The sequence below is a fragment of the Acinetobacter sp. AOR18_HL genome, assembly GCF_027855145.1.
GTDB classification, from domain to species: Bacteria; Pseudomonadota; Gammaproteobacteria; order Pseudomonadales; family Moraxellaceae; genus Acinetobacter; species Acinetobacter pittii.
Window position 1 is genome coordinate 56,965 of record NZ_JAKTIG010000031.1, and the last position, 13,879, is coordinate 70,843.

The 13,879-nt window shown below is 35.9% G+C and carries 15 protein-coding genes; 10 read left to right on the top strand and 5 right to left on the bottom strand.

Features of this window, described 5'->3' with window-relative positions; all coding sequences use genetic code 11:
• The first annotated feature begins 776 nt into the window (after positions 1–776).
• The 3 genes from MKL51_RS08385 to MKL51_RS08395 all read left to right on the top strand — a co-directional run bounded on the left by MKL51_RS08385 (position 777) and on the right by MKL51_RS08395 (position 2,852).
• The gene (locus MKL51_RS08385; RefSeq protein ID WP_002122146.1) at positions 777–1,046 is read left to right on the top strand and encodes a YARHG domain-containing protein; all 270 of its coding nucleotides are present in this window, start codon (positions 777–779) and stop codon (positions 1,044–1,046) included.
• A gap of 17 nt (positions 1,047–1,063) precedes the next feature.
• Complete coding sequence (locus MKL51_RS08390; protein ID WP_005069390.1) at positions 1,064–1,477, top strand: HIT family protein; 414 nt, start codon at positions 1,064–1,066, stop codon at positions 1,475–1,477.
• Positions 1,478–1,733: 256 nt separating this feature from the next.
• On the top strand, positions 1,734–2,852 hold the full coding sequence (locus MKL51_RS08395; protein WP_002122289.1) for a porin: 1,119 nt from the start codon (positions 1,734–1,736) through the stop codon (positions 2,850–2,852).
• A 110-nt stretch (positions 2,853–2,962) separates the two neighbouring features.
• On the opposite strand, the gene MKL51_RS08400 is transcribed toward MKL51_RS08395, so the two are convergent.
• Both MKL51_RS08400 and MKL51_RS08405 read right to left on the bottom strand, forming a co-directional pair.
• The gene (locus tag MKL51_RS08400) at positions 2,963–3,553 is read right to left on the bottom strand and encodes a YidB family protein (protein WP_017482226.1); all 591 of its coding nucleotides are present in this window, start codon (positions 3,551–3,553) and stop codon (positions 2,963–2,965) included.
• A gap of 99 nt (positions 3,554–3,652) precedes the next feature.
• Positions 3,653–4,114: a DUF6231 family protein gene (locus tag MKL51_RS08405; protein ID WP_005069394.1), complete on the bottom strand. Its 462-nt coding sequence runs from the start codon at positions 4,112–4,114 to the stop codon at positions 3,653–3,655.
• Between the two features lie 39 nt (positions 4,115–4,153).
• Here MKL51_RS08405 and MKL51_RS08410 point away from each other — a divergent pair, with 39 nt between their 5' ends.
• Entirely contained in the window at positions 4,154–5,023 is an 870-nt protein-coding gene (locus MKL51_RS08410; protein WP_017482227.1) for a DUF2797 domain-containing protein, read from the top strand.
• Positions 5,024–5,057: 34 nt separating this feature from the next.
• Here the strand turns inward: MKL51_RS08410 and lpxB are convergent, their stop codons facing one another.
• Complete coding sequence (gene lpxB / locus MKL51_RS08415; RefSeq protein WP_017482228.1) at positions 5,058–6,233, bottom strand: lipid-A-disaccharide synthase; 1,176 nt, start codon at positions 6,231–6,233, stop codon at positions 5,058–5,060.
• 220 nt (positions 6,234–6,453) lie between these two features.
• Between lpxB and MKL51_RS08420 the strand changes: the two genes are divergently transcribed.
• The 4 genes from MKL51_RS08420 (at position 6,454) to MKL51_RS08435 (ending at position 10,746) form a co-directional block, all read left to right on the top strand.
• Complete coding sequence (locus MKL51_RS08420; protein ID WP_025468527.1) at positions 6,454–8,553, top strand: TonB-dependent siderophore receptor; 2,100 nt, start codon at positions 6,454–6,456, stop codon at positions 8,551–8,553.
• Between the two features lie 66 nt (positions 8,554–8,619).
• Positions 8,620–8,919, top strand: a complete 300-nt coding sequence (locus MKL51_RS08425) for a hypothetical protein (protein WP_025468528.1) — start codon at positions 8,620–8,622, stop codon at positions 8,917–8,919.
• On the top strand, positions 8,912–10,468 hold the full coding sequence (locus MKL51_RS08430; protein WP_017482231.1) for a PepSY-associated TM helix domain-containing protein: 1,557 nt from the start codon (positions 8,912–8,914) through the stop codon (positions 10,466–10,468). The genes MKL51_RS08425 and MKL51_RS08430 overlap by 8 nt, the downstream gene beginning before the upstream one ends.
• Complete coding sequence (locus MKL51_RS08435; RefSeq protein ID WP_017482232.1) at positions 10,465–10,746, top strand: hypothetical protein; 282 nt, start codon at positions 10,465–10,467, stop codon at positions 10,744–10,746. The genes MKL51_RS08430 and MKL51_RS08435 overlap by 4 nt, the downstream gene beginning before the upstream one ends.
• Here the strand turns inward: MKL51_RS08435 and MKL51_RS08440 are convergent.
• Positions 10,721–10,837 (bottom strand): hypothetical protein, encoded by a 117-nt coding sequence (locus tag MKL51_RS08440; protein ID WP_002122212.1) that lies wholly within the window; start codon positions 10,835–10,837, stop codon positions 10,721–10,723. The two genes, MKL51_RS08435 and MKL51_RS08440, sit on opposite strands and share 26 nt — an antisense overlap.
• Positions 10,838–10,898: 61 nt before the next feature.
• On the opposite strand from MKL51_RS08440, the gene MKL51_RS08445 reads away from it, so the two are divergent.
• The gene (locus MKL51_RS08445) at positions 10,899–11,786 is read left to right on the top strand and encodes a sulfite exporter TauE/SafE family protein (protein WP_017482233.1); all 888 of its coding nucleotides are present in this window, start codon (positions 10,899–10,901) and stop codon (positions 11,784–11,786) included.
• A gap of 96 nt (positions 11,787–11,882) precedes the next feature.
• Positions 11,883–12,992 carry a 3-deoxy-7-phosphoheptulonate synthase gene (locus MKL51_RS08450; protein WP_017482234.1) on the top strand — a complete coding sequence of 370 codons (1,110 nt, stop codon included), beginning with the start codon at positions 11,883–11,885 and terminating at the stop codon, positions 12,990–12,992.
• Between the two features lie 72 nt (positions 12,993–13,064).
• Here the strand turns inward: MKL51_RS08450 and MKL51_RS08455 are convergent, their stop codons facing one another.
• Positions 13,065–13,808 carry an adenosylcobinamide-GDP ribazoletransferase gene (locus MKL51_RS08455; protein ID WP_017482235.1) on the bottom strand — a complete coding sequence of 248 codons (744 nt, stop codon included), beginning with the start codon at positions 13,806–13,808 and terminating at the stop codon, positions 13,065–13,067.
• Between the last annotated feature and the right edge of the window lie 71 nt (positions 13,809–13,879).

Consider the following 13,879-nt stretch of genomic DNA (forward strand, 5'->3'; position numbering starts at 1 on the left):
TAAGGGTCTGATGCTATAAAGTAACTACCAGAGCAATTGTGAAAGTGATACATCTATTTGATCACAGAAATACAATATCGTGTATGATCATTATCATTATAAACCGTCTATTTTTCATGATTTGAAATAACTTTAATAAAAAAAGCCTATTTCATTTGGAGAAATAGGCTATAAAAACAAAAAACTATCAAACGCAGCAATTATGGGCCATATAATAAGACTTTAAATATGTAAAATCAATGCATCTTTCAGGTGAATTTTAATCTTAAATAAAAGTCGAAAATAATTTTATCTCTGTTTCAATAAGAGAAGCCCATTTCCGTCTAAAATAAATGGGCCTAGTGAATTCCACCTAATCCTGAAATACAAAATGTGATAATTATCACGCTTTGTTCTTTGATCATGGCATTAATATCTTTCTTTTCCATTGACCAAAATTCAAACTAAAACTGTCTTTTCAGCAAAAGATGAGTCATAAATATGGCTTTTCTACGAACTTTTTGATTTTTTATTTAATAGAAGCAAGTCCCCTATTTCATTCATTATGAGCAATTACAAGGTATTAGATAGTAGTTAAGTTATGGAAAGATATATAAAAATTTAGTTAAGTTTTTGTTTTTATTGTTTATTTTTAAAACATTGATATATAAAGATTTTATTCATTTTTTGCCCAAAATTCAAACCAAAATGACACTTGAGTAATTAATAGTCATTGAAATATTGGTAAGAAACCTTATATTGAGTACAGGTTCATACCTTTAACTGAGGAAAAGCTCATGAATAAATTTATGGTTGCAGTCTTTACTGGCATGGTGAGCATTGCTAGTTTAGGCGTACAAGCTGCAACACCTGAGCAAGAATGTCAAAAATTGCAAGATGATTACAATTTGATTTATGCGTCAAAAGGCTTTTGTTTTAAAGATCCTGATGCTAAAGAAAAATATGGTAATGAAAACTGTCATACGACAAAACCAAAGTTTTCTGACAAAGAGCAACAACGTCTTGACGCTATTAAAGAACGTCAAAAAGAATTGAAATGTAAATAATTTTAAAGGAATAATACATGGCATATGATGATCAAAATATCTTCGCAAAAATTTTACGTGGAGAACTTCCAGCGATAAAAGTCTATGAAGATGATCAAGTTCTAGCTTTTATGGATATTATGCCTCAAGCCGATGGTCATACATTAGTTATTCCAAAAACACCTGCTGTAACACTGCTGGACTTACCTGCTGAAGCAGCAGCCTATACTATACAAATTGTTCAAAAGATTGCTAAGGCAATGGAAAAAGCACTCAATTTGGAAGGTATTGTATTGATGCAACTTTCTGGAGCAGCAGCAGGACAAACTGTTCCACATGTTCATTTTCACCTAATTCCAACAAATGTGCATCATCTTGGACGCCATGCTGTTGAGTTAGGGGATCAAGAAAAAATTAAAGAATTAGCTGAAAAAATTAAAGCAGCTCTTTGATTTTTATATGGTTAAAGCGGAGTTTAGACTCCGCTTTTTTTCGTCTAAAAACTATCAAAAAATGAAAACAACTAATTTATTTCTAAATTTTAAACGTCATAAAACTGTCATTTATTCTTCACTTCTCTGTCACAAATTTTGCCGATACTGCTTAGCAAGTTGGTGAGCTTTTGTAACTTTTTGTACATAAGTCAACTACAAAATAAATAGTTAGCTAGGCATACGCCATTTTTAAATACCTTTTGGAGAAATCTCAATGAAGAAATTGCTACTCGCTGCCGCAGTTGCAACTTTGAGCGTAAACGCGGTGCAAGCAGCGCCAACTTTGTATGGCAAACTAAATGTTTCTATTAACCAAGTTGATAATAAAAATTTCGATGGTAAAAGTGACGTTACCGAAGTTAACTCAAACTCTTCTCGTATTGGGGTAAAAGGCGAAGAGAAATTAACTGATAAGTTATCTGCTGTTTATTTAGCTGAATGGGCAATTTCTACTGATGGTTCAGGTTCTGATACTGACCTTAGTGCTCGTAACCGTTTTATCGGTTTAAAAACTGAAGGTGTTGGTACATTAAAAGTAGGTAAGTATGATTCTTACTTTAAAACAGCTGCTGGTGGTAACCAAGACATCTTTAATGACGATACACGTTTAGATATTACTAATATCATGTACGGTGAAAACCGTTTAGACAACGTGATCGGTTTTGAATTAGACCCTAAATTATTAGCTGGTTTAACATTCAATATCATGGCTCAAACTGGTGAAAGCACCTCTGATAGCAAACAAGGTGAAACTGGTAAAGACAGCAAAAATGATAGCTTTGACTCTGTATCAACATCGCTTGGTTACGAAAACAAAGATATCGGTTTAGCAATTGCTGCTGCTGGTGACTTTGGTATTAAAGGTAAATATGCAGCTTACGGTCTAAAAGATGTTTATACCGATGCTTACCGTGTAACTGGTTCTTATGATATTGCTAAATCTGGTTTTGTTGTAGGTGCTTTATGGCAACACGCTGAACCTACTGATGACTTGACTGCTTATAAAACGTCAAAAACTACGCGTGTAGATGGTGTTGATAAAACTACAGATACCTATACAAACTACAAAGGTTTAGAAGAAGAAGCATATGCAGTAACAGCTGCTTATAAAATTCCTAACACTAAACTTAAAGTGAAAGCAGAATACGCTTCTGCTGAAACACAAGTAAGCGGTAAACAAGATCGTAAAATTGACTTATACGGTTTAGGTCTTGATTACCAAATCAACAAACAAGCTCGCTTCTACGGTATCGTTGCTCAACAAAAACGCGACTGGATTAAAGAAGACGACAAACAAACTGTTGTAGGTACTGGTATCGAATATAACTTCTAATCAGTTATGTTTGATTCAGATCTAAAATAAAAGGGCTTATGCCCTTTTATTTTTTGTCCTGAGTAAAAAAAGCCGATATAAAACTTATCGGCTTTTTTAAGATTTATATCTTATTTTAAAAAACCACTTACAAGATTCATGACATTTTGAATATCTTGGTTTGCTTCTTGATGATCGGTACTGTCACCTTGAGGTGTTAAAGAGTCAATGACCTGAGGTAAAACCGATGCGATTGCACCATAAACTTGCTCTTTGGGCGCTTGAGCTTGCTCGGCAACTTGTTCAATGTCAGACGGATTAAATAGGCTCTGTAACTGTTGGGTCGGAACTTCGCTATTACTTTGATTTGGATCAACCCAACTTTGAACCTGACTTCCTAAACCAGCCCCTTTTAACTTTTCTAATGCAGCTTGTAAACCACCTTGTTGCTGTACCCAACCTAAAATTAAAGGCACAACTGCAATTAATAAACTTTGTACGCCGCCACCTGTTTGAGGTGTACTGTTATTGCCAGTCACTTGCCCTAATACAGAACCTAATACTCCTCCAAGGCCACCTTGAGCGCCCGAAGAAGTATTGCCCCCCATTTGTCCGAGTACTGAACCTAAAATTCCACCTAAACCACCTTGACCTGACGCTTGCTGATTCCCACCTAAAGCCTGCTTAGCCAAAACTTCTATAATATTGCTTAAATTAGTCATGTGTAACTCTTATGTATGGTTTATACATGAGCATACGCGGATTCTTGTTAAGACAGCAAAAACCAAATTGTTAAATTTTGAAAGAGATTTAAGGCCCTTTTACCAGCGGAATTTATTCCAGTTTTCCGGGTTCGCCCAGAACTTTGAATTAAACCAGTCCGGAACATGTTTATAAGTCAATATATTAAATTGCCATAAAGCAAAATCACTATCATGTGAAGTTTTATCAATAAGTTGAGTAAAACCTAAAGAACGTAATAACTGCTCATCACTGCGTTTACTTACCACTACAATTCGTTTCGCTAATAAATCTCTTAGCTTTACTAATAATTGTGATTTTTGCACATCGCTGATGTTCTGCATTTCGTCAGTATCAAACAATACAAAACCCAAGTCATAACGCTGAGTAAAAGGCAGACTTAAAAGCTCAGTTACGGTAAAATAGTGCCATTGAATTGCGTTATTCTGGTCAATTTTCTGGCCAATACAAAGTGCAGTATGAATGGGCTGTTCGTTTGATAAATCGTCTAGCATAGAAGTGATGACATTTTGTTCAGCCATAACTGCAACCCTTAATTGAAAGATGTGAGTTTAAACTTTATGGAACTACAAGGCATTTGCCATAAAATGCATGCAGGCCTAAAAGATGCTAGTGTAACTGATCAACAGACAACCAAGGCAAATGTTGAATACAAATTTGTATTAGACCGTTCAGAAATTGATCTTCCTTTTAATTTAGGACAAGAACTAGAAATCGAATGGACAGGTAATATTTATTGCACTTCTTGTGGCACTAAAACACCAAAGTCTTATTCTCAAGGCCACTGCTTTAAATGTTTTAAGACCAAAGCAGAATGTGACCTTTGTATTATGAAACCTGAATCATGTCACTATCACTTAGGTACATGTCGTGAAGATGACTTTGCCCATAGCGTTTGTTTCCAACCACATATTGTATATTTGGCAAACTCTAGTGCTTTAAAAGTGGGTATTACGCGTGTTAGCCATATGCCAGGTCGTTGGTTAGATCAAGGTGCAACTCAAGCCTTACCTATTTTAAAAGTTGGATCACGCCGTTTATCCGGTCAGCTTGAAACCATGTTTGGTTCTTTAATTGCTGATAAAACAGATTGGCGAAAACTCCTCAAGGGTGAAGCTGAACCTTTAAATATGGTTGAACAACGTGATCAATTAATCGAAGAGTTCGCCCCTAAAATTCAAACTATTCGTGAAGAATTTAGTCAAAACCTTGAATTTAACGAAACGGTTGAACTACTAGAAAATGAATTGCCACGTGAGTTTGTTTACCCAGTTGAACAATATCCTGAAAAAATTAAGTCTCTAAACTTAGATAAAACACCAAAAATTCGTGGTGTCTTACAAGGGATTAAAGGCCAATATTTAATTTTTGATATCGGTGTTATCAACATTCGTAAATATACAGGGTACGAGCTGATTGTACGTGCATAAATAGAAAAGGCATTCTTATATGAATGCCTTTTTTTTACTTCTCTAGTACATTTAGGATGACTTGAACTGGGTCTTCCGTATTTCCAGAAATAAGCTGTTTATGCATGGTTAAGTGCTGCATCACCTGAATTTGAGCGGTTTCAACATTCATTAGTTTTTCTATTTCTGCTGCTAAATTTTCAGGTGTGGCATCAGCTTGAATTAGCTCTTCAATTACTTTTTTACCGGCAATAATATTAGGCAAAGAGTAATAAGGAATTTTGACCAAGAATTTAGCAATTAAATAAGTTAACCAATGCAATTTATAGAATGTGACCATTGGTCGATGCATCAGCATGGCTTCTAATGTCGCCGTTCCTGATGCTAAAGCAATAATGTCACTCGCGTTCATGACCATACGACCAATTTTCGATTCACTATCCGTATTTTCTAAAATATGAATTTTTGCTTTTAACTGCGGTGCTAATTGTTCAACACCCTGCTCAATCTGTTGTTTACGAGCATCATTAATTGCCGGAATTAAAAATTGAATGTCTGGATGTTTGGTATGCAAAATATTGGCAGCCCCCAGTAACATAGGAAGAAGACGCTCTACTTCACCTTTGCGGCTACCAGGTAACAAGGCAATATGTTTTTGATTTTCATCAATACCCAATTGCTGTTTGGCAATTTGAATAGGATTCTCAAATGGCAATTGTTTAGCTAGCGGATGTCCGACAAATGCTGCTGGAACTTCATATTGTTCATAAAAAACTTTTTCAAAAGGAAATAAACAAAGTACTAAATCTATACTCTGTTTAATGCCATGAACACGCCCTTGGCGCCACGCCCAAACTGATGGGCTCACATATTGAACTGTTTTTATTGGAAGATTCTTTTCCTTAATACTTTTCGAAAGTCTAAGGTTAAAATCCGGTGCATCAATACCTATAAAAATATCAACCGGATGTTGAGTCCATTGATTGATTAGACCATCACGCACGGCGAATAATTTTTTTAAATCTTTTAAGACCTCAACAATCCCCATCACAGATAGAGTTTCCATTGGGTAATAACTGTTAAAACCTTCAGCAATCATTTGGGGACCACCGATTCCCTCAAATTCAGCATCGATTCCCTGTTCTCGAAAACTACGCATAAGTTTCACACCAAGCGTATCTCCAGAAACTTCCCCAACTACAATACCTATTTTAAGTTTTCGGTTTGCCAAGGTGATTTACCCAAGAATTTGAAATAATGCATTCTAGCATAGAGGTTTATCAATCTTGAACTTGATCTATATGTACTTACCAAGAGCGGCCACAGCACAAGCTATCTAAAATTACACTCATTCACCATCTTTTAATCTAAATTAACAATGCAATTTGAATTGTAGCTTACATTTACAAACAATAAAATAAATGAGAATTATTTACATTATCCTTAATCTTATGAATATCCCGCCTCTACCATTTAAGCTTACCGTAATCGCCTGCGCGATTTGTTATGCGAACCTCTCTCATGCTCAGGACTCAGAGGTACAATCTTTACAGACGATTCAAGTTAAAGCATCAAATACTGAACAGTCTTCTGAACAAACTAAAGCATATAATGTTAAAAAATCGAGTAGTGCAACCAAGCTTAATATTGAAGCTAAAGAAACTCCTCAAACCATTAACGTCGTTACTCGTCAGCAAATTGAAGATTTTGGGCTTACCAGTACCCGAGATATTTTAAGTAATACACCTGGTGTAACTGTAACCGGATTGGAAACAAACCGCACAACTTATACTGCTCGTGGTTTTGATATTTCAAATATTCTGGTTGATGGAATCGGTATCCCTCAAGTTGACAGCTATAACTATAACAATAGTGATGCAGATAGTTATTTCTATGATCGTGTTGAAATTGTCAAAGGTGCTGATGCCCTGACAAATGCTCTAGGGGATCCTGGCGCTACAATTAATTATATTCGTAAACGTCCCACTAAAGAATTTCAAGCAAATGCTGGGGTGAGCTATGGTTCATGGGATACACAACGTTATGAAGCGGATATCTCTGGTTCTCTTACACAAGATGGACGAGTACGAGGACGTCTTGTAGGTTATGAGAAAGTAGGAGATTCTTATCTAGACCGCTATTCAGAAGAAAAGAATGGATTTCAAGGAATTTTAGAAGCTGACGTTACAGACACCACAAATGTTTCAGCAGGATATTCGAAAACTCGTCAATACGCTAATGGTTCTCAATGGGGTGCTCTACCCTTGGTTAACTCCAAAGGTGAACCATTAAGTTATTCTCGTAACTATAATTATGCACCGTCATGGACATACTACGATTGGGAAATAGATAATTACTTTGCCAATATTGAACAAAAATTATGGGGAGACTGGAAGTTAAGATTAGGCTATAACCTTAAGAAATCAGATGTTAAAGATAAAATGCTTTATCTCAGTGGTTTTCCTTCTGCTAGTGACAATACGTCTGGTATTTCACTATATCCAGAAATTTATAATCAGAAATTTAAAGAAACTACTGCTAATGCAGACATTCAAGGTACTTTTAATTTATTAGGACAGCAACACGAAGCAAATATTGGTTATAACTGGTCAAAATATAGTGCTCAAAGTGTTTATTCGTATGGCAGTAGTTTAGGTGTTATTACCACAGACTTACCAAGCTGGACTCCTGAAGAACCGACTTGGGGAGACTTTACCTATGCAGACCCAGAAGAAAGAACCATGAAGTCCGTTTATGGTGCGACTCGTATTCATTTAGGTGAGGATCTGAAATTTATCTTAGGTGCCAACTACACTGAAATCGATACTTTAGAATATAAAAAGAATAAAGTTTCTCCATATGCAGGTATTACATATAACTTTACTCCTGAATATACAGGTTATATGAGTTATACCTCTATTTTTAGACCACAAACTGTTATTGATCTTTCTACTAAACAAACAGCTGTACCAGTAGAGGGTGAAAGCTATGAATTAGGTGTAAAAAGCGCTTGGTTAGATGGGGCTTTAACAGGAAATATCGCAATCTTTAGAACAGATGAAGATAATTTTGCACTAAACCCATTATGGGATCCGCTTTATAACAAATACTCATCTCCAATCGGAACAATTAGATCACAAGGTGTTGAGGTCGGATTAACTGGAAAATTAACTGATAACTTAGATTTAGTTTTTGGTTTTTCAACATTTAGTCTAAAAAATATGGAAACGGGTGAAAGAGGTAGACCTAATATCCCGACTCAAACACTTAATGTTTTAGCTTCTTTTACTGTTCCACAGATTCCAAAATTAAAAGTTGGTGCAAGCATTAAGTGGCAAGATGATATACATGACACCTCTTACTCAACTGTAAAACAGGATGCGTATGCATTGCTTAACGTTATGGCCAGTTATGATTTAAACGAACATGTACTGTTCCAAGTAAATGGTAACAACCTGACAAATGAAAAATATTTGACAGGTTTATCTGGTGGCCAAGGTTACTATGGCGCTCCAGCCAACTATACAGTTGCTGTAAAGTTTAAATATTAATATCGTAGCCAATCCCAATTTAGGGATTGGCTTTACTTATTATTCTTTGTTTATGTGTCAGTAAAGATGTCCAAAACTGTAAATCTCCCTGTGTCATATCGTATAAAAGTTTTCTATCGATTCTTGCTAGTTTTCGGTATGGGCTTTGCCTGTATGGCGTGTTTAAGTCTTGGACTCACTGGAATTTTCCTTTTGAATCTGGATAAAGCTGAGGCTATCTATCTTTCAGCATTTATATCGATTTTATTTTACGTAGTCTTTGTAATTGTTGGGTTCTGCATTCAATCATTAGTGCGACTGACCATTTTATCAATCGCATTATTTGCCCTTTTCTTTATTGTGACACAGACGGTGGGTTATGCATAAAGGTATACGTCAATCTATGGCATGGCTACACTCATGGACTGGCTTAATTTTTGGGTGGCTTGTATTTGCCATTTTTTTAATGGGGAGTTTGTCTTATTACCGCCACGAAATTAATTTATGGATGCAGCCTGCACTTGCCCAATATGAAGTAAAGCAAGATATTGCTATTAAAACAGCATATCAATATTTACAAGAAAACGCTCCAGACGCCAAATCTTGGTATTTAACAGCTGCAACACCAGAAAGTCCGATCAACACCATGTATTGGGAAAAAGCTGACGGCGGTTATGGCAATGCCACACTTGATGCTAACACGGGAAAAGAGCTTCAACTTTCGGCGACCTTAGGCGGCGATTTTTTTTATCGATTCCATTACCAACTTTTTGGCATTCCAATAATAGTTGGGCGATTAGTCGTGTGTCTTGCAGCATTTATTATGCTGATTGCTTTGGTTTCAGGCATTATTACCCATAAAAAAATATTCACCGACTTTTTTACTTTACGTACATTTAAGTCTCAGCGTTCATGGCTAGACTTTCATAATATTTCTTCAGTCATTGCTCTGCCCTTCTTTTTAACCATTACATTTACAGGCTTAGCTATTTTCTTTTACTTATATCTACCTTGGGGAATGCAAAAACTTTACCCTGAAAACCCTTATCAATATTTTACCGAAATCCGCACAAAGACTGTACTTGAGAATCAATCGATTCAGCCTGCTCAAAACTTAGCGATTGAGAAGTTGTTGAGCCAAGTTCAACAAAATTGGGGCAACCAACCTTTATCAACAATGAGTGTAAAAAATCCAAATACCAGCCAAGCTCAAATTACATTTATTCAAAAAGAGGACCGCACTATTACTCGAAATCAGCCTCAAATTACATTAAATGCTTCAACTGGCGAAGTCTTGGCAGATACACGTAATAATAGCCCTATTGCAACATTGAATGCGGGTGTGTATGGCCTGCACATGGCAACATTTGCTCAACCTTTACTTCGCTTAGGATTCTTTTTCTCAGGCATTTTAGGCTGTGTAATGATTTCCTCTGGTTTGTTACTCTGGAGTCTTAAACGACAAATTCAAAATAAGAATAGTAAGTTTCATTTTGGGCACTACTTAGTTGATCGATTAAATGTTGCAGCGTTTGTGGGATTACCTTCTGCAACTGTCGCCTATTTAAGCGCCAATCGATTATTTACAGTCACTTCAACCACAATCAATTATGAAATTTATAGCTTTTTCTTAGTTTGGTTAATCAGCTTAATCATTGCATTAATCACTAAAAAACAGCATTTGTGGCGAACTCAACTTAGCGTTTTTATTATGCTGTGTCTTGCACTTCCAATCTTAAATCTAATTTATTTACTTAAACATGAGTATGTTCAAAGCCTCAGTGATTATTGGATCTTTGCACGTGTAGATGTATTTTTGTGGCTATTTGCAGCTTTAGCCATTTTTATATTTTGCAAAATTCAACCTATCCAGCATAAAGCTGTCGCAAAAATTCAAAAAAAGCTGAATAAATTAAATACTGAGGTGAGCTCATGATTCTTATAGCTTTCATCTTAATTTTATTAGGTATGTATTTGTTGTTTATGGCGAGCGAAAAATATCGATCACCGAAATCAACAGGTCATTTCAAATCATTAGCTCAAAAATATTACCGGCACTTTAAAATAGCTGCATTCATGCTATTTGGTTTATGTGCATTTATTCTTATTCAACAATATAAATTTTCAATTGGTTTTGTCAGTTGGTGGATCTTTGCAACGCCATTAACTTTTATTCTTATACTTTTAATTAACCCACTAAAGTCATCAAAATAATCATTTTCTTTAAAAAATGATGAAAAATAGTACAAGCTAAGCAAAATTTTCGTTGCTTAGCTTTTTTTTGCATAAGTAAATCATTATTCATGACAACTGTTTATCTCTAAAAGGAATAAGATATCTGCGTTTCGTGATAAGTGGCGATAAAGATGTCTGGTGCTTTTGAATTTATCTTAGCGGGTATGTTAGTTGGTTTCTGTGTAGGGATTACAGGAGTTGGTGGTGGATCATTAATGACACCAATTTTAATTAGCCTTTTTAGAATTGAACCTCATATCGCGATTGGTACCGATTTACTTTATGCTGCAATCTCAAAATTTTGTGGATCAATGGTTCACGCTAGAAAACTCAATATTGTCTGGCCAATTGTTTTATGGTTAGCCGTAGGTAGTATTCCTGCATCTTTCATTACTTCATGGGTACTTGAGCATTATTTAAGCCAGTCAACACACTATAAAGCTGTACTCACCATGGTGTTAGGTTTTATGTTGACCTTAACTGGTGTTTCCATCATTTTCCGTACGCGTATTGAGAAATTCTTTAATAAATTCAGAACTAAAGAAGTTACTCAAAGTGAAAATGAGCAGTTAGCAATCCATAAAAAACGTAGCTTTATCGTGATTATGGGTATCATTTTAGGTGTATTCGTAACTCTTTCATCAGTTGGTGCGGGTGCATTTGGAATCATGGCACTTGTGATTATGTTCCCGAACTTACCTATGATCCGAATTATTGGGTCGGATGTTGTACATGCAGTATTGCTTACCTTAGTGGCTGGCCTTGGACACATGAGTGCTGGTAACGTCGACTTTACACTTCTGATGTGGTTATTGGTGGGTTCAATTCCAGCAATTATTATTGGAACATTAATTAGCTCTCGTATGCCTGAACGTTTAATCCGAAAAATTCTAGGGATTACCCTATTTGCCCTCGGTGTTAACTTTATGGTTCATCCAGTCAAAGCAAAACCGAAAGCACCTGTGGTACAACAACAAGCAGTAGTTGCCGAAAAAACAGGCAACTCGACTGAAAGATAGTAAAATCAATAGGATTTTTCCAATCTGAAATACCATGAGATGTAGTATTTTCATAATTATTTCATGGTATATTCAGTACACAAAACAACCTTTAGTATGATCGAACCAGTGACAGCAATGACTACACATTCAAATTCCGTTTCAAAGCCAGATATCGACGACGTTAATATTAAAAGCATTCAAACTCTTGTAACACCAAATGAGCTTAAGTCAGAACTTCCTTTATCTGATGTTGCTTCGCAAACTGTTCTAAAAGGCCGCGAAACTATTCGTAATATTTTAGATGGTTCAGATAAACGTTTGTTTGTTGTTATTGGTCCTTGCTCTATTCACGACCCAAAAGCTGCTCACGAATATGCTGATCGCTTAAAAGCGCTAAGCGAAAAGGTTAAAGATACCCTATATCTAGTTATGCGTGTTTATTTTGAAAAACCACGTACGACAATTGGTTGGAAAGGTCTAATCAATGACCCGGATATGAACGACTCATTTAACATCGAAAAAGGTTTACGTATTGGTCGTAAACTCTTGCTTGAGTTAAATGAAAAAGGTTTGCCATGTGCAACTGAAGCACTCGATCCTAACTCTCCACAGTACTACCAAGACTTAATTTCATGGTCTGCAATTGGCGCACGTACAACCGAGAGCCAAACTCACCGTGAAATGTCTTCTGGCTTATCTTCACCAGTTGGTTTTAAAAATGGTACAGACGGTGGCTTAACTGTTGCAACCAATGCGATGCAATCTGTTAAATATGGCCATAGTTTCTTAGGTCTAAATGAAGACGGTCAGGTTTCAATTATTAATACAAATGGTAACCCTTATGCACACGTTGTATTACGTGGTGGTAATGGTAAACCAAACTATGACGCAGGCTCTGTTGCAGAAGCAGAAAATGCTTTAGCAAAAGCTAAAGTGAGCAACAAAATTATGATTGATGCGAGCCATGCTAACTCAAATAAAGACCCGTATTTACAACCACTTGTTCTTAAAAATATTACTGAACAAATTTTAGATGGTAATAAGTCAATCGTAGGTATTATGGTTGAAAGTCACTTAAAAGGTGGACGCCAAGATATTCCTGACAATCTTTGTGATTTAGAATATGGCAAATCAGTAACTGATGGTTGTATCGATTGGGAAACTACTGAAAAGACATTGCTTGAAATGCATGAAGCTTTAAAAGATGTTTTACCAAACCGCTAATTCATCTTTTTAAGATTGAAAATTAAGCCCTCATTTTTTGAGGGCTTTTTTATTTTTGGATGAAACTCAAAATTAAAGTAAATAAAAATAACTCAAAACAAAAGCAAAAAGGAGTACGGTTTCACTTAGTTCAATCGCTGCACCAACTGTATCCCCCGTAATACCACCAATTCTTTTAATAAACAGATGTCTTAAATAAACGAGACTTATTAAAAAACTAATGATGGCAATAAGTCCTTGCAACTCCCAATACAAAGGTAATAGTAGAACGAACCCAGTGATTATCCATGAAGTTGTTTTAGGTGAGTGATCTGTCAAAGAACGCCCTAACCCTTTTTCACGTACATATGGTGTAGTTAAGAATAAAATAGATGGCACCACACGCCCAAGGCTAGGAACAAAGACTAAAAATAACGTTTGATGCTGTTCAATCAATACATAAACCAGTGCAAATTTGAGCAAACATATGATAACTAAGCTGAGGACTCCAATTGGGCCACAACTTGGATCCTTCATGATTTGTAAAGTTCGTTGTTTATCACCAAAACCGCCTACCCACGCATCGGCTGTATCTGCTAGCCCATCTAAATGCAGCCCACCTGTTAGCCAAATCCATAAAGTCATGATGATAGTAGCAAGCAAAAGAACGGGTAATTTAACTAAAAGACACGAGATAAGAAAAAGAACGCCACCAATAATCAGCCCAACCAGTGGATAAAACAAAATAGCTCGACCATTTTGTTGCGCCGTCGGCATTGTCTTTAGCTCAATAGGCAGAACAGTTAAAAATTGCAATGCAATCCAAAAAGGTGTCATATCCAAGTCTCTAACTGGTCTATATTTAAAAGCAAATTAAATTATGAAGAAATAAAAATGGGAATAGCAAT

What these genes read in the sequence shown, in the direction of transcription:
- MKL51_RS08385 (WP_002122146.1), top strand. Translation starts at nt 777, where the DNA reads ATGAATAAATTTATGGTTGCAGTCTTTACTGGCATGGTGAGCATTGCT.
- MKL51_RS08390 (WP_005069390.1), top strand. Translation starts at nt 1,064, where the DNA reads ATGGCATATGATGATCAAAATATCTTCGCAAAAATTTTACGTGGAGAA.
- MKL51_RS08395 (WP_002122289.1), top strand. Translation starts at nt 1,734, where the DNA reads ATGAAGAAATTGCTACTCGCTGCCGCAGTTGCAACTTTGAGCGTAAAC.
- MKL51_RS08400 (WP_017482226.1), bottom strand. Translation starts at nt 3,553, where the DNA reads ATGACTAATTTAAGCAATATTATAGAAGTTTTGGCTAAGCAGGCTTTA.
- MKL51_RS08405 (WP_005069394.1), bottom strand. Translation starts at nt 4,114, where the DNA reads ATGGCTGAACAAAATGTCATCACTTCTATGCTAGACGATTTATCAAAC.
- MKL51_RS08410 (WP_017482227.1), top strand. Translation starts at nt 4,154, where the DNA reads ATGGAACTACAAGGCATTTGCCATAAAATGCATGCAGGCCTAAAAGAT.
- MKL51_RS08420 (WP_025468527.1), top strand. Translation starts at nt 6,454, where the DNA reads ATGAATATCCCGCCTCTACCATTTAAGCTTACCGTAATCGCCTGCGCG.
- MKL51_RS08425 (WP_025468528.1), top strand. Translation starts at nt 8,620, where the DNA reads ATGTCCAAAACTGTAAATCTCCCTGTGTCATATCGTATAAAAGTTTTC.
- MKL51_RS08430 (WP_017482231.1), top strand. Translation starts at nt 8,912, where the DNA reads ATGCATAAAGGTATACGTCAATCTATGGCATGGCTACACTCATGGACT.
- MKL51_RS08435 (WP_017482232.1), top strand. Translation starts at nt 10,465, where the DNA reads ATGATTCTTATAGCTTTCATCTTAATTTTATTAGGTATGTATTTGTTG.
- MKL51_RS08440 (WP_002122212.1), bottom strand. Translation starts at nt 10,837, where the DNA reads ATGAATAATGATTTACTTATGCAAAAAAAAGCTAAGCAACGAAAATTT.
- MKL51_RS08445 (WP_017482233.1), top strand. Translation starts at nt 10,899, where the DNA reads ATGTCTGGTGCTTTTGAATTTATCTTAGCGGGTATGTTAGTTGGTTTC.
- MKL51_RS08450 (WP_017482234.1), top strand. Translation starts at nt 11,883, where the DNA reads ATGATCGAACCAGTGACAGCAATGACTACACATTCAAATTCCGTTTCA.
- MKL51_RS08455 (WP_017482235.1), bottom strand. Translation starts at nt 13,808, where the DNA reads ATGACACCTTTTTGGATTGCATTGCAATTTTTAACTGTTCTGCCTATT.